Genomic DNA, 25,000 nt, shown 5'->3' with positions numbered 1-25,000 from the left:
GGATATGACAGGTAAACAGACCCAATGTTGAAAAAAGAATTTGCCAAACGCCGCCAGCGCCTGATGGATATTATGGGGCCGGATAGTATCGCCGTGTTACCCAATGCACCGATCGCCAACCGCAACCGCGATGTCGACTTTCCTTATCGCAGCGACAGTAATTTCCATTATCTGACCGGTTTTGATGAGCCGGAATCAGTGATGGTGCTGGTGCCCGGCCGGGAACACGGCGAATATCTGCTGTTCTGCCGTGAACGGGATCTGGACAAGGAAATCTGGGATGGCTATCGCGCCGGTCAGGAAGGGGCGATCGAAACATTCGATGCTGACGACTCTTATCCGATCACTGATCTTGACGATATTCTGCCCGGCCTGCTGGAAAGCAAGGAAAAAGTGTATTACACCATGGGTAACCAGCCTGGCTTCGATCAGCATATGGTGACCTGGCTCAACCATCTGCGCCAGGCATCCCGCTCAGGAAAGCACTCCCCTAATGAAATCATTGAACTCGAACATTGCCTGAACGAATTACGCCTGTTTAAAAGCAGCCAGGAAATCAAGGCCATGCGCCATGCGGCAAAAGCATCGGTACAGGCCCATATTCGCGCCATGCAGTTTACCTGTCCCGGTAAGTGGGAATATGAAGTGGAGGCCGAACTGATTCATGAATTCATGAAAAACGGTTGTCGCTCGCCGGCTTATCCATCGATTGTCGGCGGCGGCGAAAACGGCTGCATTCTCCACTACATCGAAAATAATAGTAAACTCAAAAACAATGATCTGTTGCTGATTGATGCCGGTGCCGAATTTGAATGTTATGCCGCTGATATCACCCGCACATTTCCGATCAATGGCTGTTTCACTGCTGCCCAGCGCCAGCTCTACCAAGTCGTACTGGACGCACAAAAAGCGGCGATTGCCGAAGTTAAACCGGGCAATCACTGGAACCAGCCTCATGAAGCGGCGGTGGCAGTCCTGACACAGGGATTGCTTGATCTCGGCTTGCTGAAGGGTAATCTGACAAAATTGATTGAAGATGCGGCTTATCGCGAATTTTATATGCATCGCACCGGCCACTGGCTGGGCATGGACGTACACGATGTCGGCGACTATAAAGTCGGCGGTGAATGGCGTTTGCTTGAACCGGGAATGGTACTGACGGTGGAACCGGGTTTGTATATTCGCAATCCCGCTCATATCGACAAAAAATGGCACTTTATCGGTATTCGTATCGAAGATGATGTGTTGGTCACCAAAGACGGTCATGAGGTGCTGAGTGAAGGTGCACCAAAAGAAATTGATGCTATTGAATCTTTAATGGCTGAAGCTAGGGGCTGACGTGAAACAGACAGATTTTGATCTGCTGATTGTGGGCGGGGGCATGGTCGGTGCCAGCCTCGCCATTGCACTTAAAAACACCTCACTCAAGATTGCACTGGTCGAAGCGCATCCCCTTACCACCGACAGCCAGCCCAACTATGATGACCGCGGTATTGCGCTGAGCTACGGCTCACAAAAGATTTTCGAAACCATGGGGCTATGGCCCCATATTGCACCTTATGCCACAGCGATCAGAAATATCCACATTTCTGACCGTGGCCGCTTTGGTGTCACCCGTTTGTCTGCCGAACAGGAACAAGTACCGGCTTTGGGTCAGGTATTAACTGCGAAAAATCTGGGGCATCAACTCAATCAACACTTACAAAAACAACAAAACCTGACCTTATTATGCCCGGCACAGGTAACCGAACTGCAGCAAGATACCCATGCCGCTGTCATCACCCTCGCTAACGGCAGCCAATATCGCACCGCCTTGGTAGTGGCCGCTGATGGCCGTGAATCCACTGTTCGCCGCCTGCTCAATCTCGGCGCCTGGCAACAGCAGTATCAGCAAACCGCCGTTACCGCTAATATCAGCACGGATAAAGCGCATCAAGGCTGGGCTTATGAGCGCTTCACCGATAGCGGCCCGATGGCTTTACTGCCCATGTCTGATAAGCGCTACAGTCTGGTGTGGACCGTCAAAAGCGGTGATGAGCAGGCTTTACTGGCAGCTGATGACACCGCATTTCTGGCACAACTTCAGGATCGTTTCGGATATCGGGCCGGGAAATTCATTCATGTCGGTCAACGCTACAGCCATCCTTTGACGTTGATGCAGGCCGATATGCCGGTTCAGCAGCGCGTTATTCTGATTGGCAATGCCGCTCACAGTCTGCACCCGATTGCCGGACAGGGTTTTAACCTGGGCCTGCGTGATGTCGCCGTATTGGCCGATCTGCTGGCCGATGAGGAAGGCGATTGCGGTGATATGCGCATTTTGCAAAATTATCAGCAATGGCGGCAACAGGATCAGGATCAAGTCATCAGGGCAACAGATCGGCTGGTTCGTCTGTTCAGTAACGACTTCAGCCTGCTCGGACATCTGCGAGGCGCCGGCCTGACCTTACTCGACAATCTGCCTTTTGCCAAAAGCTGGCTGGCCCGCAAAAGCATGGGGCTGGCGCAGAAACAACCGCGCTTGGGACGGGGGATCCGGCTGTGAGCCGTCATTATGATGTGGTGATTGTGGGCGCCGGCATGGTCGGTGCTACGCTGGCACTGGCGTTGAGTCGCCAGCAGACTTTGAATATTGCTTTGATTGAAGCCGAGTTCCCCGCACCTTTAAGCAGGGAAGATCCCTATGATCTGCGTGTCAGCGCCTTAACCCGCAGCAGCGAGTTTTTACTGCAAAATCTGGGCGTCTGGTCACAACTGATGGCGGAACGGGTCACTGCATTCACTGATATGCATGTGTGGGAAACTGACCACAGCGTGCTGCATTACGACAGCGCAGAAATGGGGGAACCCTGGCTGGGACACCTGCTGGAAAACCGCCATTTACAACAGACCTGTGTTGAGCGTTGCCGGCTGCAAAACAATATTGAGATTATTTCACCGGCCAAACCTCTGGCTTATCGGCCCCATTTTTTGCAGCTTGATAATGGGCTGGAACTGGATGCCGACTTGATCGTGGCCGCCGATGGCGCGCAGTCACCGCTACGGGAATGGGCAGGCATTCACCTGCAAGGCTGGGCTTACCGGCAAAAAGGCCTGGTATGCACAGTCACCACCGAAAAACCGCATCACTTTACCGCCTGGCAGCGTTTTCTACCGGAAGGGCCGTTGGCATTTCTGCCCTTGCCTAACTCACATCAATGTTCAATCGTCTGGTCGTTGAATATCACCAGTGCTGACCGGCTACAGACTATGCCTGCAATCGAATTTATGGCCGAGCTGAATCTGGCTTTTGAAAACAAATTGGGCAAAGTCACAGCTATCAGCGAACGCGCTGCTTTTCCGCTGCAATTGCGCCATGCCGACAGCTATATCAAACCGGGACTGGCATTGGTAGGTGACGCCGCGCATACCATTCATCCGCTGGCTGGTCAGGGCGTCAATATCGGTCTGCTGGATGCCGCTACGCTGGCTGAAGTAGTCATTAATGCGGCGGCACATGGCCGCAATATCGGTAGTCTGCATACTTTGCAGAAATATCAGCGCCAGCGCCGTGCCGATAATGTCCTGATGCAGATGAGTATGGACATGTTCAAACGCGTTTTCAGCAGTCAACTGGCGCCGGTGCGATGGTTACGCAAACTGGGACTGCGTAGTGTTAACCATAGCCAGGTTCTGAAAAACCTGTTTATGCAGCAGGCTTCGGCCAGAGGCTTTGCGCAACCTGAATTGAGCAAACGCCCGCCGCACGGCTGATATCGTGCATTTCCAGGTTGTATAACTGTGCTCCGGGTCACGTCAGCACATTGACCCAGCTGCCTCGATGAAGCCTATACTAATGAAACTCATAAATTATTGAGTTTCATTAGTAGTCTGTCGGACTTGGAACTTTCCCTCGCGACGAACACTTAAGTCCGACAGACTCCCCAGGCTCAGCTTTATAACCTCGGAGAAAGCAGATGTTCGGTTTTATTACACGCCATATTCTGACCGGCCTGATTACTATAGTGCCGGTACTGTTGACGGTATATCTGATCTACTGGTTTATTGTTTCCACCGAAGCCGTGCTCGGCGATCTTATCCGTTTTGTAATACCTGATGCACCCTACTGGCCCGGCCTGGGTGTAATTGCAGGTCTTGCCATCGTATTCTGTATCGGCCTGTTGATGCATGTTTATGTGGTACAGCGCCTGTTCGAAAAAGCCGAACAGCTGCTCTACCATACGCCGCTTATCAAATCTATTTACGGGGCGCTACGCGATTTCTTTCACTATTTCTCAGTAAGCAAGAAAAAAGACTTTCGGCAAGTAGTCTCAGTCCGCTTCAGTGACAATCTGGAACTGATTGGCTTTATTACTCAGAGCAATAGTGAACGGATGCCGGCCGGCATGGATACAGAAGGAAAAGTGCTGGTTTATATGCCGATGAGCTATATGATAGGCGGGTATGCCGTGCTGGTTCCACGCAGTGCGGTGACAAACCTTGATATGTCTATGGAAGAAGCCATGCGTTTCACACTAACCGCCGGTGTCGCCAGCAACGGCAATAACAGCCCTCACTAGGGCCTTGTTAATACGCCCTATATCAGATGGGCAGAAATACCATGGACGCCGCCTGCACTACGAAGGTTTTTATGATACGTCCGTTTTTCTGGGCGATGATCTTTGCGAGGTTATCCTGCGTTGCAATCATGCGCCCGATCAAGCGCTGAAAGCTGAGGTTGCGTTGTTCATTTCCCACGCTGTCACTCAGGAGTAACAGATTCCCTTTACTGTCATGTTTTTCAGCCAGCAACCAGGCCGCTATCTCAATATTACGGGCACTGTTGTAGAGCTTTTGCTGATCGATACTGGTCAGGTAGAAAAAGTCCAGATGGTTATCGTAGGATGCCATCAGCATTTTTCTTAAGCCGACAATAAAAGCCAGCACCCGATCGCCCTGATAATGCTCATCCAACGCCAGTCTGACAATATCGGTCGGATTGCTGATCGATTGCCATTGTGGATAGTTATAGTCGAAAGCTCGGGAAAAAGTCATTTCCACGCTGGCTTTGATGCTACGAAGATCACGATCATGGCGCAGACCGGGGTTGCGCAGATACAGCTTTTTCATCAGTTTTTTCAGATCATGCATGACTGCCTGCTGATGAACCTCAATCACTTCATCAATATTACTTTTAGCAATATTGGGTAGGCTGCCATTGCCACCGCTACTGCCCGTAGCGCAGCCGGTCAATAATGCCATCACGAAAACCAGCAGACCGCTATACAATCTCATCCAGCAGTCTCTGCGCTGAAAGGTTCTGGCTGTTGATATCCGCCACCGTCAAATATTGCTGCACAGCGCGCGGCAAAACTTGTTGTGGTACTGATTGCGGATCCAGTTGTCGCTCAGCGGTGATAAAGTCTCGAACGAATCTTGCCTGCTGACTAGCCTGATGTTGCTCGGCTGCCAGCACTACACTGGTGTTATCGGCCCGTTGCGAACTGATAGCTGGTTTGAACTCCACGGTGGCACCAAATACCACCGGCAGACGGGCATTGCTGCGGCCTTCGGCAGGTACAACCGAATAATAACTCAGTGCCCGGCTATTGTTTATTTGCATTCGCTTTTAACCGTTGCCGTCCTGCATCAGATTGACGACTGGTGCGGTGCGGGCGTTTATTTTTTCCCGCATCATTTCTGTTGCGATTATGCACCGGTCTTTTCTCAGGTTTTACGCGCGGCTGCGGTGACACCAATTGTTCATCAGAGGTAGAGGCAACCGGCAGTTTGTGTTTAATAAATTCCTCAATTTCAGGCAGCGAGAAGACAAATTCCTCACAGGCAAAACTAATCGCAACACCGCTGGCGCCGGCCCGAGCCGTACGACCGGTACGGTGCACATAATCTTCCATATCCTGCGGCAGGTCGTAGTTGAATACATGGGTGACAGCCGGAATATGAAGCCCGCGAGCCGCCACATCGGTTGCGACCAGAAACGGAAATTCGCCGTCCTGAAAATGTTGCAGCAATTGCTCACGTTTTTTCTGGGGAACATCACCCGACAGTAATGCGGATTTGTAACCATTACCTTCCAGGTACCCCCACACCACATCAGCAGCCTGTTTGGTGTTGACAAAGATAATGCCGCGCTCAGGTTGCAAGCGCTTAATCAATGCCAGAAGCAGCGGGATTTTTTCTTCATTGGCCGGGTAATAAACCCATTCCTCGATACGATCCCCCATCATTTTTTCCGGGGCTATCTGCACTTTTTCCGGGTTATTCATATGCTCATAAGCCAGCTCACTGACTTTGTAGCTCAAGGTGGCGGAAAACAGCATGCCCAGACGCTGCTCCGGTTTCGGGATACGGCGCAGGAAAAAACGCACATCCTTGATAAAACCCAGATCAAACATTCGGTCGGCTTCATCCAGCACCATGACATCGATAAAGTTCAGGTTGAATACCCGCTGTTTGTGATAATCCAGCAGACGCCCGGGCGTGCCGATCAGGATATCCACCCCGTCCGTTATCGTTTCGCGCTGTCGCTGATAATCCTTGCCGCCATAGGCAATGGCAATGCGCAGATTGGATTCGACATTCAGCAGTTCGGCGTCTTTGGCAATCTGTATCGCCAACTCGCGGGTAGGGGCCAGAATTAGAGCGCGCGGTTGTTTGCCGTCCCAATTGTCTGCTGCCGGAGTTTCCAGCAGTCGCTGAAAGGTCGCCAGCAGAAAGGCTATAGTTTTGCCTGTCCCTGTTTGCGCCTGTCCGGCCACATCGTGTCCGGCGAGCAATAATGGTAGAGCTTGCGCCTGAATCGGCGTACAAAACTCAAAACCCGCTTGCGCTAATCCGGCGCGAAGGGAAGCATGAAGCGGCAATGCTGAGAAAGCCAGCTCGGTTAGGTGTGCACTCATATAAATACTTGCATTAGCGTTGATGATAGGAAAAAATGTTAGGCTATATCGTATGGGAGTATAGTCCTACGATACTTTATATACCACTGGAGATAAAACATGAGCGAGAACGTCACCAACGTGACCGATGGCGACTTTGATAGCCAAGTATTACAGTCAGACATTCCTGTTTTGGTCGATTACTGGGCAGAATGGTGTGGTCCCTGCAAAATGATTGCACCGGTTCTGGAAGAGATTGGCGCAGAATACGCTGGCAAACTGAAAATCTGCAAACTGAACATTGATGAGAATTCAGACACCCCACCTCGTTATGGTATTCGTGGTATCCCGACTCTGATGCTATTCAAAGGTGGTGAAGTTGAAGCGACAAAAGTAGGCGCTCTGACCAAATCACAATTATCCGCATTCCTGGATAGTAACATCTAAAGCCATGCCGATGTCCCCACACTTTTGTGTGGGGAGGGTTTCCGCCCTGTTCTTCTTTCATTTCTGTATTTCGCTGAAACCCAGCCTGTCCACGATGTAAGGAATGATGATTCCAAGTACTCGCCCTGCGGGAGTCCATTTAAACAGCCAGTACGGTGTTACAGCCTTTGCCAAGGGAATACCCGTTCGCTTGCGGGCTGCGCCTTGTTCTGACCGTTTACATTGGCTCTGATACGCGCAGTTCCAGGTTGTTTCGGTATATATTGTTCCCACAACACCTCACCACACAAAAGCTTTATTGAAACCAATGGATGTCTCTGAGTTACTGAACGATCTGAACAAACCGCAACGCGAGGCTGTCGCCGCAACACTGGGGCACGCACGTATTCTGGCTGGCGCCGGCAGCGGTAAAACCCGGGTGCTGGTGCATCGTATTGCCTGGCTGATTCAGGCCGAAGGCTTTTCTCCTGCTAATATTCTGGCGGTAACGTTTACCAATAAGGCTGCCGCCGAAATGCGCGGTCGTATTGAAGAAATTCTGGGTTATCCGATTGGCGGCATGTGGGTCGGCACTTTCCATGGACTGGCGCATCGCCTGTTACGGGCGCACTGGAAAGATGCGGATCTGCCACAAAGTTTTCAAATCCTCGACAGTGATGATCAATTGCGCATGCTCAAGCGGATTATCCGCGGCATGGACCTGGATGAAGCACAGTGGCCGGCCAAACAGGCGCAATGGTATATCAACGCGCAAAAAGACGAGGGGCTGCGCGCCAGGGATATTCAGGCCAGCAACGATCCCTATTCGCAAAAAATGCTGGCCATCTATCAGGCCTATGAACAAGCCTGCCAGCGCGCCGGGGTTATCGACTTTGGTGAAATTCTGTTGCGCTGTCATGAGTTGTGGTTAAAACGCCCGGATATTCTGGCGCAATACCAGCAGCGTTTTCGTCAAATTCTGGTCGATGAGTTTCAGGACACCAACACTCTGCAATATGCCTGGCTGCGCCTGTTGACCGGTGACAGTGGCCATCTGTTTATCGTCGGTGATGATGATCAGTCGATCTATGGCTGGCGGGGTGCCCGTATTGAAAATATTCAAAAATTCGATAAAGACTATCGTGATTCCACCACCATCCGTCTGGAACAGAATTACCGTTCTACCGGTAATATTCTGAAAGCCGCCAATGCCGTTATTGCTCATAATAGTGAACGGCTGGGCAAAGAGCTGTGGACGGAAGATGAGGATGGTGATCTCATCCAGGTCTACAATGCGTTCAACGAACGTGATGAAGCGACCTATCTGGTTGAGAAAATCCGCAACTGGGTTAATAAAGGCGGCAAGCGCAGTGATACTGCCGTGTTATACCGTTCCAACGCCCAATCCCGGGTGATTGAAGAAGCTTTGTTGCAAGCGGGCATGCCTTACCGGGTTTATGGCGGACTGCGCTTTTTCGAGCGCGCTGAAATCAAGGATGTATTGTCTTACCTGAGATTGATCGCTAACCGTCAGGACGATGCTGCTTTTGAACGTATCGTGAATACCCCGACCCGTGGCATCGGCGCCGCAACCCTGACACAATTGCGTCAGTACGCGCGTGAACGTGGCATATCCATGTGGCACAGTGCGCTGGAAATGCTGGATGCCAAAACCTTCGCCGCCCGGGCAGGTAATGCCCTGGCAGGCTTTATCACCTTGATCGACTCACTGACACCGGAACAGTCAGATATGCCGTTGCATGAATTGACCGCATTGGTGATTGATGAAAGTGGTTTGCGGGCTCACTTTGCCAAGGACAAGACAGAAAAAGGTCAGGGCCGTATTGATAATCTGGATGAGCTTATTACTGCCACCCGTCAGTTTGTCCGGCCGGAAGAAGCCGAAAATATGTCGGATATGGATGCTTTTCTGGCACATGCGGCGCTGGAAGCCGGCGACAATCAGGGGGATCGCTGGGAGGACTGTGTACAGTTAATGACCTTGCACTCGGCAAAAGGGCTGGAATTCCCGGTGGTCTTTATGGTGGGCATGGAAGAAGGTTTGTTTCCCGGACAGAAATCCAGTGACGATCCAGTGCGGCTTGCTGAGGAACGCCGCCTCTGCTACGTCGGCATGACCCGTGCGTGCCAGACCTTGTATCTGCTGTTTACCGAATCCCGTTTTCTCTACGGGCAGGAATTAATCCAGCGCCCTTCCCGTTTTCTCAGTGAGCTACCGGCCGAATGCATCGAAGAAGTCCGTGCCCGCAATAATCGGGTCGCGCCAAGCTTATCCAGCATGAGCTCACGCAGCAGTGCAGGCATTAACGAAACCGGCCTGAAAACCGGACAACAGGTTCATCACCATAAATTCGGCAGTGGCGTTATTATCGACACTGAAGGGGCGGGTAAAAATGCCCGGGTGCAGGTCAACTTCAAACAGGTCGGCAGCAAATGGCTGGTACTGGCGTATGCTAATTTAGAAGTTTTATAACAGGAATAAAACCATGCTGAAGTCTGTTTTTACCCGCTCACTGCTAGTCAGCCTGCTGGCTGTCTTCCTGACAGCCTGTGGCCCGGAAGACAATAATGAACCAGGACTAATGGCAGGCAGCGGCAAGACTTATCGCTGGAAAATGGTCACCACCTGGCCGCCCGGCTTTCCGGTATTGCAGGAAGGCGCAGAACGGTTTGCAGCCAATGTCAAAGCCATGTCCAATGGCCGCATTGATATCAAAGTGTATGCCGGCGGCGAATTAATCCCGGCTTTACAGACTTTTGATGCGGTATCGCAGGGCACCGTAGAAATGGGTCACGGCAGTGCCTATTACTGGGCGGGTAAAGTGCCGGAAGCCCAGTTTTTCTCTACCGTGCCTTTTGGTATGACCCCGCGGGGTATGAATGCCTGGCTGTACCATGGCGGCGGTTTGGAATTATGGCGTGAGGTGTATGAACCGTTTCATGTTGTGCCCTTCCCGCTGGGTAATACCGGCGTGCAGATGGGCGGTTGGTTTAACAAGGAAATTAATTCCGTAGCCGATTTGCAGGGCCTGAAGATGCGTATTCCCGGTCTGGGTGGCAAAGTCTTTGCCAAAGCTGGCGGCAATCCGGTTTTGCTCGCTGGCGGCGAGGTTTACACTGCATTGGAACGTAATACTATCGATGCCACAGAATGGATCGGCCCTTATCATGACCAGCGATTGGGTCTCTACCGCGCTGCCAAACATTATTATTATCCCGGCTGGCATGAACCCGGCACCGTGCTGGAACTGACGGTGAATAAACGAGCTTGGGATAGTTTGCCTGCTGATCTGCAGGCGATCGTCACCCATGCCGCCGAATCGGAGAACCTGCTGATGCTGTCGGAAATGGAGCAGAAAAACCTGGCCGCGCTGAAAGAACTCAAAGCCCGCCCCGGTATTGAAATCCAGCGTTTCCCCGATGATGTTCTGAGTAAACTGAAAACGTTAACCCATGAAACCCTGACCGAGGAAGCGGCGGCTAATCCGAAATTCAAGCGCGTTTACGAGGCTTATCAGGATTTCCGCAGCCAGGACGATGCCTGGACAGCGATCTCCGAAAAAGCCTATCTTGCCGTCGACTAGACCTGTTAACACTAACTGAATTATCGTTCCAGAGTCCCCGAAGACATGCTCTATATTATCTTCACCACTGACGGCCTGACTGAGGCCAAAGCCAGCATTATCTGTGACCAGGCCGTTTTATGGCTGAACCCTGAGCTGTTGTTAGAGTCTGACGTGGTAGAACTCAAAAACGCCGGCATTCAAATTGAATCACTGCCTGAAAAAGTAGATGCCAGCAATGAAAAAGCGGTACTGGCAGCCATTGCTTTTGTTGAGAAACACTCACCCCACCACGAAATTTTGGTTGAATACCTCTGATGAAATTATTGTTATTACCTTTAATACTATTACTGAGCCTGCCCGCCATCGCTGACAGCGAATGGGATAAGGCCGCGCTGACCTTGCCTGAAGCAACAGAAATCAAGGTTTACCGCAGCCCGGATTGCCAATGCTGCCATAAATGGGTCGAACATCTTAAGCAACACCAGTTCAAAGTCATCGATCTCATCAGCCACGACATGGCCTCGGTAAAACAACAAGCCGGTTTGCCCGCCCCCCTGGCTTCCTGCCATACAGCGATCGTTGATGGCTATCTGATTGAAGGTCATGTGCCTGCCGATGATATCAAACGTCTGCTGCTGGATAAGCCCGACATCAAAGGCCTGTCAGTGCCGCAGATGCCGGTGGGAACCCCAGGCATGGAAATGGGTAGCCACAAGGATGACTTTACGGTCATTCAATTCGATCACAACAATCAATTCGATATTTATAACCGCTATCAGGTCGGTACCGACCAGCTGTATCACGCTGCTCCGCCCAGCGAGTAACCGGGGTGGAGTTGTTGGTGGTGCTGGGACGCCTGCTGTTCTCAGCCTTCGCGAATGTGTTTCAGAAACAGCTGACACATGACGGTCTACATCCGTTTTTTATCGTCTTTACGTCTTATGTGGTGCTGGCTGTTATCTGCCTGCCCTTGCTGTGGACGTTCAACCCGTTTCAGCTCAGCCTGTCGTTCTGGATCAATATCTTTTTTGCTGCCTTGCTGGACATGGCCGGGACGTTGTTTCTGGTGATGTCGCTTTCCAGAACCGATCTGTCGGTATTCGGCCCGCTCAATGCCTATAAAGTGGTTATTTCCATGCTCCTGGCCATGCTGTTTATCGGCGAAATTCCGAGTATGCAGGGATTTATCGGGGTCATGGTGATTGTGGCCGGCAGTTATTTTCTGTTTCCACCCAAACCTCAAAGTGGCCGCAGCTGGACTTTATTTGCCGAAAAAGGCGTGCAATACCGCTTTTTATCCATCCTGCTGTTTTCTGTTGGCACCTTGCCGCTGAAAAATGCTGTAATCGACGGCGGCGCTTTGCCTACCACGGTTTTCTGGTGTCTGATTGGTTTACCGCTGGCAGCGATGGTCCAACTGCTCTTTGTTCGAGATAACTTCCGCCAGGATCTGGAAAAAGCCCACGCCCAGGTTTATCCCTTTATCTATCTGGGCTGCCTGATTTTTCTGATGCAGTTTATGACCATGCTGGTTTTCTCACAATTGCTGGTGGCTTATGCGCTGGCCCTGTTTCAACTGAGCATGGTGTTGCAAGTCTTTCTCGGCTATCGCATCTTCAATGAAAAGCATATCTTGCGGCGGCTGGGTGCCTGCCTGGTCATGGCTGCCGGCAGTATGATGGTATTAAATGCTTAACAACAAATTAAAGCGTCGACTGTTATTATAGCTGTGTTACCTGAATATAATCTGCTCATCACCCCGATGATGCTGAGTAACAGGTTTTTGCTTTCCGGATACAATAATTAATGCAATTTGAAGATTTATTTCTTGATGATGAACTGCTAAAAGCAGTCTCTGACAAAGGTTACCAGCAACCAACCGAAGTCCAGCAACAGGCTATTCCGCTGATTCTGGCGGGAGAAGATGTGCTGGCCTGTGCGGCAACCGGCACCGGTAAAACCGCAGCCTATGTGTTACCGCTGTTACAGCGGTTGCTGGATGAACCCAATGAGGGCAAACCGGCAAAAGCGCTGATTCTGGCGCCGACACGGGAGCTGGCATTTCAGATTCAGCATGTCATCAACTCATTGGGCAGAAAACTTAATCCGGCTATCGCAATGGTCACCGGCGGGCAATCGCCTGCCGCACAGATACAGTTTCTGGAACAGGGCTGTGACATCATTATCGCGACGCCCGGCCGCTTGCTCAGTTTGCTGGAGCAGGAACAGGCTGATTTATCGATGATTGAGTTTGTGGTCATCGATGAAGCCGATCGCATGCTGGATATGGGCCAGGGCCCGGATGTCGCTACCTTGCTGGCAGCTATCACGACCGCATTTCAAACCTGTCTATTCTCTGCCACGCTCGCCGGTGCCGGTGTGGATTTGTTTGCCAGTGAACTGTTACCCAATGCCCAACGGGTAGCTATTCATGCCGCCAATCAACATGCTGAACAAATCACGCAGCAGGTCTATCTCGCTGATAACAGAGAACATAAACTGGCGCTGCTGGCAGCCCTGATTTCGCAGCCTGCATGCCAGAGTGCGCTGGTATTTTGTAATAAAAAAGAACGGGCGGTGGAAGTCGCCGAGTTTTTACAATCACAGAATCTGTCTGCCCAAGTAGTACATGGCGACTTTTTACAGGCCGAGCGGCGTGAGCGCACCCGCAAATTCCGTAATGGTCTGACCAAGGCGCTGGTGGCAACCGATATTGCCTCTCGTGGCTTGGACTTGCCGCAGGTCAGTCATGTTATTAATTACGATGTGCCCTTCCGTGGCGATATCTATATTCATCGCGTGGGAAGAACCGGTCGCGCCGGACAACCCGGTACCGCGGTGAACCTGGTAGAGCCTCATGATCAGAAAAACCTGCAGCGGGTGGAACACCATCTCGGTCATGCGCTGCCGATTTTAAAAATGAAAGGCCTGGCACCGAAAGCAAAAAGCAACAAAGCACGGTCAAAAGACAAAAATAAAGACCGCTACGTTGCCAAAAAAGATCGTGCCTGAACTGACAAATTCATATCATCGCCGGTTGCTTCAGCTGCGCTGGCTGCTGATATTGAGTACAGGCCTGCTTGTGAGCGGTTTATTTCTGCCGATGCTGACCATCACTCAGCTTGTGGTGATCAGCAATGACTTTTCGGTGATCTCCGGCATTATTGAACTGTGGAAAGCCGGACAGTATGTACTGTTTACAGTGATCGGCGCGTTCAGTATTTTGTTGCCTTTGGCCAAAATCGGTCTGTTGTTCAAACTGTTGCAAAAGCAGCACCGTCCTCACCCCGTCAAAATGAAACTGCTGACGCTGATGCATGATTACGGCCGCTGGGCGATGCTGGATGTGATGGTGGTCGCGATGCTGATTGTTTCCGTCAAGATGGGCGCGATTGCCAGTATTCAGATTCATGCCGGCTTGTATGTGTTTGGGACCGCCGTATTACTGATTATGCTGACCACCCAGTTTACCGTACGCCTGCTGGAACAATCGGCAGAATCCTAGGGCCTGTTGATCTTTGGTGGTTATTTATTGAGCAGCATGGTGACTCGGTATAATTGCGTTTCACCAAAAACAACTCCTACACCCAATCACCATGCCAAGACTCATGTTAACCGATGACCGATGGCAAAAGCTATCAAGACTGATGTACCTAAGCGGCCGTGTATACAACAAGCCCGAGCACAGAATGACGCTCGAAGGGCTCCTTTATCGAATGCGTACAGGCTGCCCATGGCGGGATTTGCCGCCTGACTTCGGTCAATGGAGTACAGTTTTTCGCCGCTTTAATTTATGGTCAAGGAAAGGCATTCTGGAAACCTTGTTTAAAGCCTTATCGCGTTGCACTGACACGGAATGGCTCTTCATCGATGGCAGTATCGTCAAAGCCCACCAACATAGCGCCGGTGCGGCCTCTGATGAGTGCGAAGCGATTGGCAAAAGCCGGGGTGGAAACTCCACCAAAATTCATTTGGCTGTCAGCAGTTACGGCCTGCCAGTCAATGCAGAATTGTCAGGCGGACAAATCAATGATGTTGTTCATGCTGATAGTCTGATTGCCGACTCTCCGGTATCTGACTATGTGATTGCGGACAAAGGCTACGATAGCGAAGCATTAAGGAATGCAGTCGAGAGTCATGGAGCCAAGCCTGTCATTCCTCGTCGCAAACATAGCCGTGCTGGCAATCGGGACATGGACTGGTGCTTATACCGCTATCGGCACCTGGTTGAGAATGCCTTTGCTAGAATCAAGCATTTCCGGGCTATTGCAACGCGCTACGACAAGCTCGAACGTAACTATTACAGCATGCTCATGCTGGCTTTCACTATGATGTGGCTGCCAATGTGGGTTGATTAATTTTTGAACATCAAAGATCAACAGGCCCTAGCCGGTATTACGCATACCCGCTGAAATGGCACTGATAGTGCGCAATAGCGGATCCAGCCAGCGTGTCCGTTCTTCATCGCTGGCATTGTTGTCACGATAGCGTTGCAGCAACATAATTTGTACGTAGTTAATCGGATCAAGGTACGCTTCACGACGCCGTAATGACATTCTCAACTCTGGTGTTTCCGCCAGTAACTTGTCCGCCCCGACCAGATTCAGTATCTGCTCAACGGTTCGGTGATATTCGGCCGCGATCAATTCAAACACCTGTTGTCCCTGGAAAGCATCCTGACACAAAGCCGCATAGCGGCTGGCAATGCTCATATCCGCTTTGGACAATGACATCTGGGTATTACTGAGCAAGGCACGGAAAAACGGCCAGCGCCGGTACATCTGTCTTAATATGTCCAGTTTTGCCGGATCCTGTTGATGCCAGTTTTCCAGTGCTGTGCCGATGCCATACCAGGCTGGCAGAGTATGACGCGACTGGGCCCATGAGAACACCCAGCCAATCGCCCTGACAGAGGCTTTGGAACGATCATCGGCTTTGCGGTGCGATGGTCTCGATCCTATATTCATCATGCCGATTTCGGTAACCGGACAGACTTCGTAAAAATAATCCAGAAAACCGGCCGTATCTTCTGTCAGCTTGCGATAACTGTTTTCCCCGGCCTGTGTCAGGCTGTGCATGATCTCGAGATATTCGGTTTCAACATGGCCGGTATCGGTTACCACGCCGCGACTGGCTTTGATCAGGCCTGATATACCCATGCCCAATTCATAGGCCGCCGTTTCGATATTGCCATATTTGAACGACAATACTTCGCCTTGTTCGGTAAATTTAATCTGGCCATGTACGGTGTCCATCGGCTGGGCCAGGATCGCATCATGAGTCGGGCCACCGCCCCTGCCAATGGTGCCGCCACGGCCATGAAACATGCGGCACATCACGCCGTGCTGTTGGCTGAGCCGGCTGATTTTCTGTTGCGCCTGATACAGGTTCCAGCCGGAAGCCAGAATACCGCCGTCCTTACACGAATCGGAATACCCCAGCATCACCTCCTGCAGATTCCCCGAGGCCTGTAACAGGCTGCGGTACTGTTTATTTTCCAGCAAAGCCGACATGACCGGTTCGATATGCGTCAGATCTTCAATGGTTTCAAACAACGGCGACACCCGCAGATGACAAAAAAGCTGCCTCCGCTCATCAATACCGCAGAGTCCGGCAAAACGGGCCAGCAGCAAAACTTCCAGAATATGGCTGGCTTCGTGCGTCATCGAAATCACATAACTGCCAAACGCCCGTTCACTGACTTCTTTGTACAGTCTGGCCATTAACTGCAGCACATCCAGCACTTCCTTGTCCTGCCCCTGCAACTCAGGCAATGGCGGCAAAGTCGGTGTTGACAGCAATTCGGTCAGCAATTGCTGACGGTCCTGCTCTGCCAACTGCTGATAATCATCATGCAGACCGCTGGCTTTAAGCACGCTGCTAACCGCCTGCGTATGGTGGCTTGACTCCTGCCGAATATCCAGATGGAACAGATAGAAACCGAAGGTTTCCACCAGACGAATCAAATCATTGAGTTCCGCCCCGGCCAGCTCAGCATCGCCATGTTCGACCAAAGAGTCATAAATCAAGCGTAAATCTGCCAGCAGTTCATCTTCTGACTGATAGGCCACCCCAAAAGAGGTGGTTGGCTGGTCGGGCCGAAAATACTGCTGCAACAGACGCAGATTATCGTCCAGGCGATAACGCATCATATACAGTTTACGGCGATACGGTTCATTCAGAAAACGTTCGGCATTGACGGCAAAAGCGCCGGCATAAAGCTGCTCTGATTGTTCGATATCCTCAGCCAGTTTGTCGCTGATCTGGCACAAAGGTTGGGATTGTGTCAGCAGATAGCTGAGTTTGGTCACATCTTCCTGATAACGGCGGATCACCGTCCGCTTTTGCAGCTGAATCGCCATTTCTGTGGTTGCAGCAGTGACAAACGGGTTCCCGTCACGGTCACCGCCGATCCAGGAGCCGAATTTCACAAACCCGGGGACTTCAAACTGTTCCCCCGCGGTTATATCATCGGCATATACCCGCCTGATGGCATTTTCCAGATTGCGGTAAGTACGCGGCACCGCATCAAACAGGCTGACATTAAAGTAATAAAGCCCGTTTTTTATCTCATCCCTGACCGTTGGTTTGACCGCTCGCACTTCATCTGTCGTCCACAATAGCTGTACCTGTTTCTTGATTTCCTTGCGGGTGCGCTCTTCATCAAACGGCGTCAGCGGATCATTGGTGAGTTTTTCATCCAGCAGAAAGATACGGCGCAGAATTTCCATCACGGTGCGTCGCTTGGACTCGGTAGGATGCGCGGTAAACACCGGCATATAAACTAGTGTATCCAGCAGTTGCTGCAACTGCGGCAGGGTCACACCATCCTGTTTCAGCTGGGTCAGGGTATCAAGGTAAGATCCGTTCCACAGCTGGCCGCCATTGCGCAACTGAATCATGCGGTTATGGTAATGAAAAGCTTCTTCGGCAGTATTGAGCAGACTGAAATACATGCTGAATGCGCGAATGACTTCCCGCAACATGGCTTCATCCAGCGTATAAAGAAAACTGAGCAATTCGGTTCGCAACTCGGCATCATCATCTTTGCGCAGGTTGATAAAACCTTTTCGCAGTTTCTCGACACTATCAAAGACATCACGTCCGGCACGCTCATCAATCACTTCCCCCAGAATATGGCCGAGAAAACGCACATGCTGGCGCAAATCCTTGTCACTAAGCAGTGACAATTGTTTAACAGTGCTCAGTACTGGTTGATAATCAGACATAAATCAGCGGCTGATAATGTGGTGATACATATCGATATAAGTGTTGGCACTCTTCTCCCAACTGTAGTCGTGTTCCATTGCCGTAATCATCATGCTGCGCCAAATCCGCGGCCGCCGGTAAAGCGCAATCACCCGATCCAGGGTTTCTTCCAGGGCTTCGACCGTAGCGGCATCAAAAACAAAACCGGTCGCCAGGCCAGCTTTGCGGTTTTCTTCGCTAGCGTCAACCACGGTGTCAGCCAGGCCGCCGGTATTTCTTACCACCGGTAGCGTGCCGTAGCGCAGGCTGTACATCTGGTTAAGACCACAAGGTTCAAAGCGTGACGGCATCAAAAACACATCGGAACCGGCCTCTATTTGATGCGACAGCGCCTCATCATAGCCGATGCTGATACCAACTTTGTCCGGGAACCTGGCTCTGAGTATGCGTAAGTCCTGCTCGAACGCCGCTTCACCACTGCCCAGACAGACAAACTGTACATCATGTCCGGCATCCAGAATGTGAGTCATTGCTTCCAAAGTCAGATCGACCCCTTTTTGTGAAACCAGACGGCTAATCACGCCCATCAACAGACTGTCACGGCTCTCGGTAAGGTAGAAATGTTTCTGCAGCGCCGTTTTATTGGCTGCCTTGTTACGGATTTGTTTGATAGAAAAGTTTTTTGCGATAAACGGATCTGTTTCCGGCGTCCAGATATGGTAATCAATACCATTGAGAATACCGCTGAGACGGTGTTGTTCGGCGCGGTAGGCAAGCAAACCTTCCAGGCCGTAACCGAACTCGTAACTGCAGATTTCCCGGGCATAAGTCGGGCTGACCGTCGTGATCTGATCCGCATAAATCAGCCCGCCTTTCATAAATGACATCAGACCATAGAATTCCAGCCCCTCGGTAGTCCACAGTTTCTCCGGCAAATCCAGCGCCGTGAATACCTCACGCGAAAACAGCCCCTGATAAGCCATGTTATGAATGGTAAAAACCGTTGCGGGACGTTGCGGCAAATCAGCAATCAAGGCCGGAGCAAGGCCCGTCTGCCAGTCACTACAATGCAGAATGTCCGGCTTCCAGCCAAGTCCTACCTCATTCATCGCAATTTTGGCCGCTGCCCGTGACAACAAGGCAAAACGGGCGGCATTATCTTCCCAGTCATGACCATCAGGATGGCTGTAGGGGCCGCCATCGCGATCATAGTGATGCGGCGAATGTAATAACCAGAGCACGACATCACTGTCAGGCAACGTTGTTTGCAGGATATCGACCGGCAAATGATAGCCATCGAGTTTGATTGTAGCGACGGTTTCAACTTTTTCCAGTTGCTGCAGACATTTGCGGTAAGCAGGCATGATGATGCGTACATCATGGCCATGTTCCTGCAGTGCAATCGGCAGGCTGGCTGAAACATCGGCCAGTCCGCCGGTCTTAATCATGGGGTGAACTTCACTACTGGCAAAAAGAATTTTTCGCACAACGTGCTCCTAAAAATTGTACAATTCTCCGATTATATACGGTCACGGGCTGGGTCACAGCCCGCAACGGGAGAAATCATGCAATCTTGTACAATTATCATTTTTGGCGCCACCGGCGACTTATCTAAGAAAAAATTGCTACCTGCTCTGTACCATCTCGACGCAGAAGAAAGATTAAGCAACGATACCCGCATTATTTGCATGGGACGTCGTGAAACCAGCCAGGAAGACTGGAAAAAGCAGGTAACAGAGTTTGTAACACCCAAAGCCCGTGGCGGCGTGAATAATGACTTGCTCAACAAGTTTCTTGACCGCGTCAGCTATTTCGAATGTGATATTAACGATGCTTCCAGCTATCACAAGCTGAACCAGCTTATCATCGATCCCGATATTGGCTTCTCCCAGAATATCGTGTTCTATCTTTCTATCAGCCCTGCATTGTTCGGTGTCGTTGGCGATCAACTCGCAGCAGTAGGTTTGAACAAGGAAGATAACGGCTGGCGTCATCTGGTGGTAGAAAAGCCTTTCGGCTACGACCAGAAAAGCGCCGAAGAACTGGAAAACGTACTGGCCCAAAACTTTACTGAACAGCAAACTTACCGGATTGATCACTATCTGGGTAAAGGCACGGTACAGAATATTTTTGTATTCCGTTTTGCCAATCTGTTGCTGGAACCGCTGTGGAACCATAACTATATCGATCATGTTCAGATCACCCATGCTGAACAACAAGGTGTTGCAGGGCGTGCCGGTTACTACGACGGTTCCGGCGCTTTGCGGGACATGATTCAAAGTCACCTGTTGCAGGTAATGGCCTTAGTGGCGATGGAACCACCAGCTGATCTGGATGATGAATCTTTGCGCGATGAAAAAGTAAAAGTGCTGAAATCGATTCGCCCGATCACGCCCGACATGGTTGATGAACATGCCTTCCGCGGCCAATATGCGGCCGGTGAAATCAATGGTAAAAAAGTCAAAGGTTATCTGGAAGAAGAGGACGCGCCTGCCGGTAGTGTGACTGAAACCTATGCGGCGATGAAAATTTATATCGACAACTGGCGCTGGCGTGGTGTGCCTTTCTACCTGCGTACCGGTAAATGCATGCCGGAATCCAAGGCCATGATTGCCATTCGTTTCAAAAAACCGCCGCAAGAGATGTTCAAGGACACCAAAATTGGTGACAGTCATGCTAACTGGATAGTGATGGGGCTGCAACCGGATAACACGCTACGCATCGAATTGCAGTCCAAACAACCCGGCCTGGAACTGAAATCACATACAGTGGCGCTGGAAACGGTTGAATCAGAAGACACCAAACATCAGCTGGATGCTTATGAGGCGTTGATTCTGGATGCTATTCAGGGCGATCGTTCGTTGTTCCTGCGGGCTGATGAAGTCAATCTGGCGTGGAAAGTCGTCGATCCAGTTCTGGAAAAATGGGCGCAGGAACAGGATTTTGTACATACCTATCCGGCCGGCACCTGGGGACCGGAAGAAGTCAGCCGTCTACTGGAAAGTCCATGTCATGCATGGCGTAACAATATCTGAGCCAGATCTGAATCTTAAATAAAATACCGAAACAAGCCGGACACACACTGTCCGGCTTTTTTTGTCTCAGTGTCTTTTCCTGATTAACCACTTTTCCAATTCGACCAGCCACAACACCGTTGAAGCAACCAGCGTTATCACCAGCCAGGTCTGTACCGTTAAACCGCTGCTGCCAAACAATAACTGCATCGGTGGCAGATAGGTGAATGCCAGCTGAAATACCAGCAAAACCGCTATCGCCATCAGCGCATAGCGGTTTCCCAGCAGGCCCTCCCGATTCAGCACCGGCGCTTTGATATAACGTGAGTTAAACAGATAAAAAATTTCAAACATCACCAGCGTATTGACCGCCACGGTGCGGGCATATTCTATGCTGCTGCCCTGCTGCATCTCCCACAAAAACAGGCCGAAGCTGCCCAGCATCAACACCACTCCGACAAACGCAATCCGCCATAACAATGACAGCGTTAGGATCGGCGCCTTGGAATCGCGTGGTTTGCGTTGCATCAAACCCGGTTCGCTAGGCTCAAAAGCCAGCGCCAATGCCAGCGTGACCGCAGTAATCATATTTACCCACAGGATTTGCGGAGGGGTGATCGGCAGCGTCATACCTAACATAATGGCAGCAATAACAATCAGCGCTTCGCCGGTATTAGTCGGCAGAATAAACAGAATGGCTTTTTTCAAGTTGTCATAAACCGTGCGTCCTTCTTCCACCGCATTGACTATCGAGGCAAAATTATCGTCCGCCAATACCATTTCCGCGGCTTCCTTGGCGACTTCGGTACCATTCTGCCCCATGGCGGTACCGACATCGGCACGCTTGAGCGCCGGGGCATCATTCACGCCATCCCCGGTCATCGCCACCACTTCACCGTTAGCCTGTAAGGCCGTGACCAGTCTGAGTTTATGCTCCGGTGTTGCCCGCGCAAACACACTGGCTTTTGAAACAGCTGATGCAAGCGCCATATCATCCATGCTCTCGATCATCTGGCCTTCCAGGGCTATTTCTCCGGCACCCAACCCCATTTTTTCGGCAATAGCGGCAGCGGTGACCACGTGATCACCGGTAATCATTTTGACCTTGATACCTGCGGACTGACATTCCCTGACAGCGTCAATGGCTTCTTGCCGCGGCGGATCGATCATGCCCACCAGCCCTATCAAAGTCAGGCCATCAGCCACATCATCAAAATTAAGACTAAGCGGCTCGGGCGGCATGACTTTACAGGCGATAGCCAATACCCGCTGACCACGGCCAGCCATAGTCTCCAGCTGTTGTTGCCAGCATGACAAATCAAGTGGTTTTTTATGTTCCCCCAGCCCCTGACTGTCACACATATTGAATATACGCTCCGGTGCCCCTTTGAGATAGCAAACGAAATGTCCCTCGTGATCATGGTGCAGACTGGCCATGAATTGATGTTCGGATTCAAAGGGAATGCTGTCCACCCTGGGCCAGCGTTCCCGCTCAAATACCGGATCGAGCCCGGCTTTCATCGCCAGCGTCAATAGCGCCCCCTCCGTCGGGTCGCCAAGCAATCGCCAACCGTTGTCCTCTGCTTTGAGATGGGCATCATTACACAACACTAAAGCACGGCTCAGTGTAATCAGTGCGGGAAAATCATCCGTGTTAACGATCTGTGCCTGCTGCTCGAAACTGCCATGTGGATCATAACCAACACCGGTAATGGCGAACACGCCGTCATCGACACTGACAATTTCTGTGACCGTCATTTCATTGCGGGTCAGCGTGCCGGTTTTATCGCTGCAAATCACAGTGACAGCGCCTAACGTTTCCACGGCCGGCAGCCTGCGGATAATCGCCCGCCGGGCAGCCATTTTCTGAACGCCTATTGCCAGCGTGATGGTCATAACCGCTGGCAGCCCTTCGGGGATAGCTGCGACAGCCAGACTGACAGCGGCGATAAACATATCTGACCAGGAAAAATCATGTAGCCAGACACCAAGCACCATGGTGACAAAAGCAACAGCTATAATCAGCAGCGTCAGCTGATGGCCGAACTGTGCCATTTGTCTTAACAATGGCGTGGTTAGAATAGTGACCTGAGACAGCATGGCGCTGATACGCCCAAGCTCGGTATCACCGCCTGTAGCGACAACCATACCGGTAGCCTGACCACAGGTCACCAGTGTGCCGGAGAAGGCCAGGCAATCACGGTCAGCGAGTACAGTATCCTCGGGGAGCGGATCTATTGCTTTGCTGACCGGCAAGGACTCCCCGGTTAACGCCGCTTCCTGCAGCTGAAGATTTTTGATCTGCAGCAAGCGTAAATCGGCAGGCACCTTATCCCCGGCCTGCAAGAAAACCACATCCCCGACCACCAGTTGCTCCGCCGGAATGTTTTGTTTTGAATTATCACGCAACACCGAAGCCTGACTCGACAGCATTGTTTTCAGGGCAAGAATGGCATCCTCAGCCTTACCTTCCTGAATCAATCCAATCAGCGCATTGATCAACACCACGGCAAAAATCACCGCACTGTCGACCCAGTGCTCCAGTAAGGCGGTGATCAGAGCTGCCGCCAGCAGCACGTAGATCAACACATTGTGGCATTGCGCCAGAAAACGGCTGAACAGGCTGCGTTTTTTCGATTCCGGAAGTCGGTTGGGGCCAAATTGTGCCAGCCTGCGCCCGGCTTCAGCCGTATCCAGTCCGGCTTCACTACTGGCGGTTTTATCGCAGACTTCCGACGGTGACAGAGCATGCCAGGCTGTTAAGGGAAATTGTTGTATCTGTGGTTCGCTTTGATGAGTTCTGAACATCAACCAATATCCCTCAAAAACATATCAGGTCATGGCTTGTCCCAGCCTGATGTTCATACCGGGCTGCCAGTCTGATTTGAACGCGGGGCAGTCCGACGGTAACAGGATAACTACCGTGGAGCCCATATTAAAACGTCCCATTTCCTCGCCCTTGGCAAGGGAAACAGCGCTGTCGCCATCATACTCCCAATCCCGGATTTCGGAACCATAGGGCGGTGTTATCTGACCCGACCAGACCGTCTCCATGCTACCGACAAATATAGCGCCAACCAATACCAGCGCCATGGGGCCGTGTTTTGTATCGAACACCGTCACCACCCGTTCATTACGCGCAAACAATCTGGGCACCGTACAGGCGGTGCGGGGGCTAACCGAGAACAATTTCCCCGGCACATAACGCATGGACTGCAATTGACCCGCCAGTGGCATATGAATGCGGTGATAATCACGTGGTGACAAATAAAGTGTTGCAAACTGCCCCCTTTCAAACTGGGCGGCAAGTTCAGTATTACCACCCAGCAATTCAACTACGGAATAATCTTGTCCTTTGGCCTGAACAATACGCCCCTGCTCAATTTTACCCAGCTGACTGACAAAACCATCAACAGGTGAGCTCACAACCTCCTCACCTTCAGCGACAGGCCTGACGCCGTCACGAAGCTGACGGGTGAAAAACGCATTGAAACTGGGATAAGCTTCAATATCGGCGGTAACGGCCTCTTCCCTGTTAACCTTGAACCTCCAGCAAACAAACCGAATCTGCAGGTTTTTAAGCCAATGCAACTGGCAACGGGTAAAACCATGCATCATCACTGACAGCCAGTGCTGCGGGATCAGATATTGCGGCACCGTCAGAATCTTGTCCCAGAAAGTGCAAATAACATTGTCTTTTTTATCTTGTGGATTAGTTTCCACCCTGCCACCTCTTTAACCTGTTGCTCAAGCTTGTTATATACCGAAACAACCTGGAAATGCGCGTATCAGAGCCTATGTAAACAGTCAGAACAAGGCACAGCCTGCCGCGAATGGTTATTAGACTGTAACACCGTGCTGGCTTTTACATGAGCACCCGCAGGGC

General features: G+C 51.2%; 21 protein-coding genes. 14 read left to right on the top strand and 7 right to left on the bottom strand.

Features of this window, described 5'->3' with window-relative positions; translation table 11 throughout:
* Positions 1-24: 24 nt before the first annotated feature.
* The 4 genes from pepP (at position 25) to OMP95_RS10305 (ending at position 4,559) form a co-directional block, all read left to right on the top strand.
* Complete coding sequence (pepP, locus tag OMP95_RS10320; RefSeq protein WP_266328507.1) at positions 25-1,338, top strand: Xaa-Pro aminopeptidase; 1,314 nt, start codon at positions 25-27, stop codon at positions 1,336-1,338.
* Between the two features lies 1 nt (position 1,339).
* Positions 1,340-2,545 carry a 2-octaprenyl-6-methoxyphenyl hydroxylase gene (gene ubiH / locus OMP95_RS10315; RefSeq protein WP_266328505.1) on the top strand — a complete coding sequence of 402 codons (1,206 nt, stop codon included), beginning with the start codon at positions 1,340-1,342 and terminating at the stop codon, positions 2,543-2,545.
* Entirely contained in the window at positions 2,542-3,753 is a 1,212-nt protein-coding gene (locus OMP95_RS10310) for a UbiH/UbiF/VisC/COQ6 family ubiquinone biosynthesis hydroxylase (RefSeq protein WP_266328503.1), read from the top strand. Before ubiH ends, OMP95_RS10310 begins: the two co-directional genes overlap by 4 nt.
* Before the next feature lie 203 nt (positions 3,754-3,956).
* The gene (locus tag OMP95_RS10305; protein ID WP_266328501.1) at positions 3,957-4,559 is read left to right on the top strand and encodes a DUF502 domain-containing protein; all 603 of its coding nucleotides are present in this window, start codon (positions 3,957-3,959) and stop codon (positions 4,557-4,559) included.
* A 22-nt stretch (positions 4,560-4,581) separates the two neighbouring features.
* Here the strand turns inward: OMP95_RS10305 and OMP95_RS10300 are convergent, their stop codons facing one another.
* Genes OMP95_RS10300 through rhlB form a run of 3 tightly spaced genes read right to left on the bottom strand, consistent with a single transcriptional unit; the run spans position 4,582 to position 6,899 of the window.
* Positions 4,582-5,274 (bottom strand): hypothetical protein, encoded by a 693-nt coding sequence (locus OMP95_RS10300; RefSeq protein ID WP_266328499.1) that lies wholly within the window; start codon positions 5,272-5,274, stop codon positions 4,582-4,584.
* A complete protein-coding gene (locus OMP95_RS10295) occupies positions 5,261-5,602 on the bottom strand; it encodes a hypothetical protein (RefSeq protein WP_266328497.1) in 342 nt (113 codons plus the stop codon). The genes OMP95_RS10300 and OMP95_RS10295 overlap by 14 nt, the downstream gene beginning before the upstream one ends.
* Positions 5,586-6,899 carry an ATP-dependent RNA helicase RhlB gene (rhlB, locus tag OMP95_RS10290; protein WP_266328495.1) on the bottom strand — a complete coding sequence of 438 codons (1,314 nt, stop codon included), beginning with the start codon at positions 6,897-6,899 and terminating at the stop codon, positions 5,586-5,588. The genes OMP95_RS10295 and rhlB overlap by 17 nt, the downstream gene beginning before the upstream one ends.
* 99 nt (positions 6,900-6,998) lie before the next feature.
* On the opposite strand from rhlB, the gene trxA reads away from it, so the two are divergent.
* The 9 genes from trxA (at position 6,999) to OMP95_RS10245 (ending at position 15,249) form a co-directional block, all read left to right on the top strand.
* Positions 6,999-7,325, top strand: coding sequence for a thioredoxin TrxA (gene trxA / locus OMP95_RS10285; protein ID WP_266328493.1), 327 nt, complete (start codon positions 6,999-7,001; stop codon positions 7,323-7,325).
* Positions 7,326-7,632: 307 nt separating this feature from the next.
* Positions 7,633-9,798 (top strand): DNA helicase II, encoded by a 2,166-nt coding sequence (gene uvrD / locus OMP95_RS10280; protein ID WP_266328509.1) that lies wholly within the window; start codon positions 7,633-7,635, stop codon positions 9,796-9,798.
* Positions 9,799-9,811: 13 nt separating this feature from the next.
* Complete coding sequence (locus OMP95_RS10275) at positions 9,812-10,909, top strand: TRAP transporter substrate-binding protein (RefSeq protein ID WP_266328491.1); 1,098 nt, start codon at positions 9,812-9,814, stop codon at positions 10,907-10,909.
* Between the two features lie 45 nt (positions 10,910-10,954).
* Positions 10,955-11,206 carry a hypothetical protein gene (locus OMP95_RS10270; RefSeq protein WP_266328489.1) on the top strand — a complete coding sequence of 84 codons (252 nt, stop codon included), beginning with the start codon at positions 10,955-10,957 and terminating at the stop codon, positions 11,204-11,206.
* Complete coding sequence (locus tag OMP95_RS10265; protein WP_266328487.1) at positions 11,206-11,715, top strand: DUF411 domain-containing protein; 510 nt, start codon at positions 11,206-11,208, stop codon at positions 11,713-11,715. The genes OMP95_RS10270 and OMP95_RS10265 overlap by 1 nt, the downstream gene beginning before the upstream one ends.
* Positions 11,716-11,720: 5 nt before the next feature.
* A complete protein-coding gene (locus OMP95_RS10260) occupies positions 11,721-12,587 on the top strand; it encodes a DMT family transporter (protein ID WP_266328485.1) in 867 nt (288 codons plus the stop codon).
* A 110-nt stretch (positions 12,588-12,697) separates the two neighbouring features.
* On the top strand, positions 12,698-13,903 hold the full coding sequence (locus OMP95_RS10255; protein ID WP_266328483.1) for a DEAD/DEAH box helicase: 1,206 nt from the start codon (positions 12,698-12,700) through the stop codon (positions 13,901-13,903).
* A 25-nt stretch (positions 13,904-13,928) separates the two neighbouring features.
* On the top strand, positions 13,929-14,396 hold the full coding sequence (locus tag OMP95_RS10250; protein ID WP_416234647.1) for a paraquat-inducible protein A: 468 nt from the start codon (positions 13,929-13,931) through the stop codon (positions 14,394-14,396).
* 91 nt (positions 14,397-14,487) lie between these two features.
* Positions 14,488-15,249: an IS5 family transposase gene (locus OMP95_RS10245; protein ID WP_266328479.1), complete on the top strand. Its 762-nt coding sequence runs from the start codon at positions 14,488-14,490 to the stop codon at positions 15,247-15,249.
* Between the two features lie 27 nt (positions 15,250-15,276).
* Here OMP95_RS10245 and ppc read toward each other — a convergent pair whose 3' ends face one another.
* A complete protein-coding gene (gene ppc, locus OMP95_RS10240) occupies positions 15,277-18,120 on the bottom strand; it encodes a phosphoenolpyruvate carboxylase (protein ID WP_266328477.1) in 2,844 nt (947 codons plus the stop codon).
* Between the two features lie 3 nt (positions 18,121-18,123).
* On the bottom strand, positions 18,124-19,587 hold the full coding sequence (gene glgA, locus OMP95_RS10235; RefSeq protein ID WP_266328475.1) for a glycogen synthase GlgA: 1,464 nt from the start codon (positions 19,585-19,587) through the stop codon (positions 18,124-18,126).
* Between the two features lie 78 nt (positions 19,588-19,665).
* Here glgA and zwf point away from each other — a divergent pair, with 78 nt between their 5' ends.
* A complete protein-coding gene (gene zwf / locus OMP95_RS10230) occupies positions 19,666-21,135 on the top strand; it encodes a glucose-6-phosphate dehydrogenase (RefSeq protein WP_266328473.1) in 1,470 nt (489 codons plus the stop codon).
* Positions 21,136-21,201: 66 nt separating this feature from the next.
* Here zwf and OMP95_RS10225 read toward each other — a convergent pair whose 3' ends face one another.
* Both OMP95_RS10225 and asd read right to left on the bottom strand, forming a co-directional pair.
* Positions 21,202-23,922 carry a cation-transporting P-type ATPase gene (locus OMP95_RS10225; protein WP_266328471.1) on the bottom strand — a complete coding sequence of 907 codons (2,721 nt, stop codon included), beginning with the start codon at positions 23,920-23,922 and terminating at the stop codon, positions 21,202-21,204.
* Between the two features lie 24 nt (positions 23,923-23,946).
* Entirely contained in the window at positions 23,947-24,837 is an 891-nt protein-coding gene (asd, locus tag OMP95_RS10220) for an archaetidylserine decarboxylase (RefSeq protein ID WP_266328469.1), read from the bottom strand.
* Positions 24,838-25,000 lie beyond the last annotated feature (163 nt).

The sequence above is a fragment of the Methylophaga sp. OBS4 genome (assembly GCF_026319305.1).
In the GTDB taxonomy this organism is placed as follows: domain Bacteria; phylum Pseudomonadota; class Gammaproteobacteria; order Nitrosococcales; family Methylophagaceae; genus Methylophaga.
This window is presented reverse-complemented; position numbering and strand designations above follow the sequence as displayed.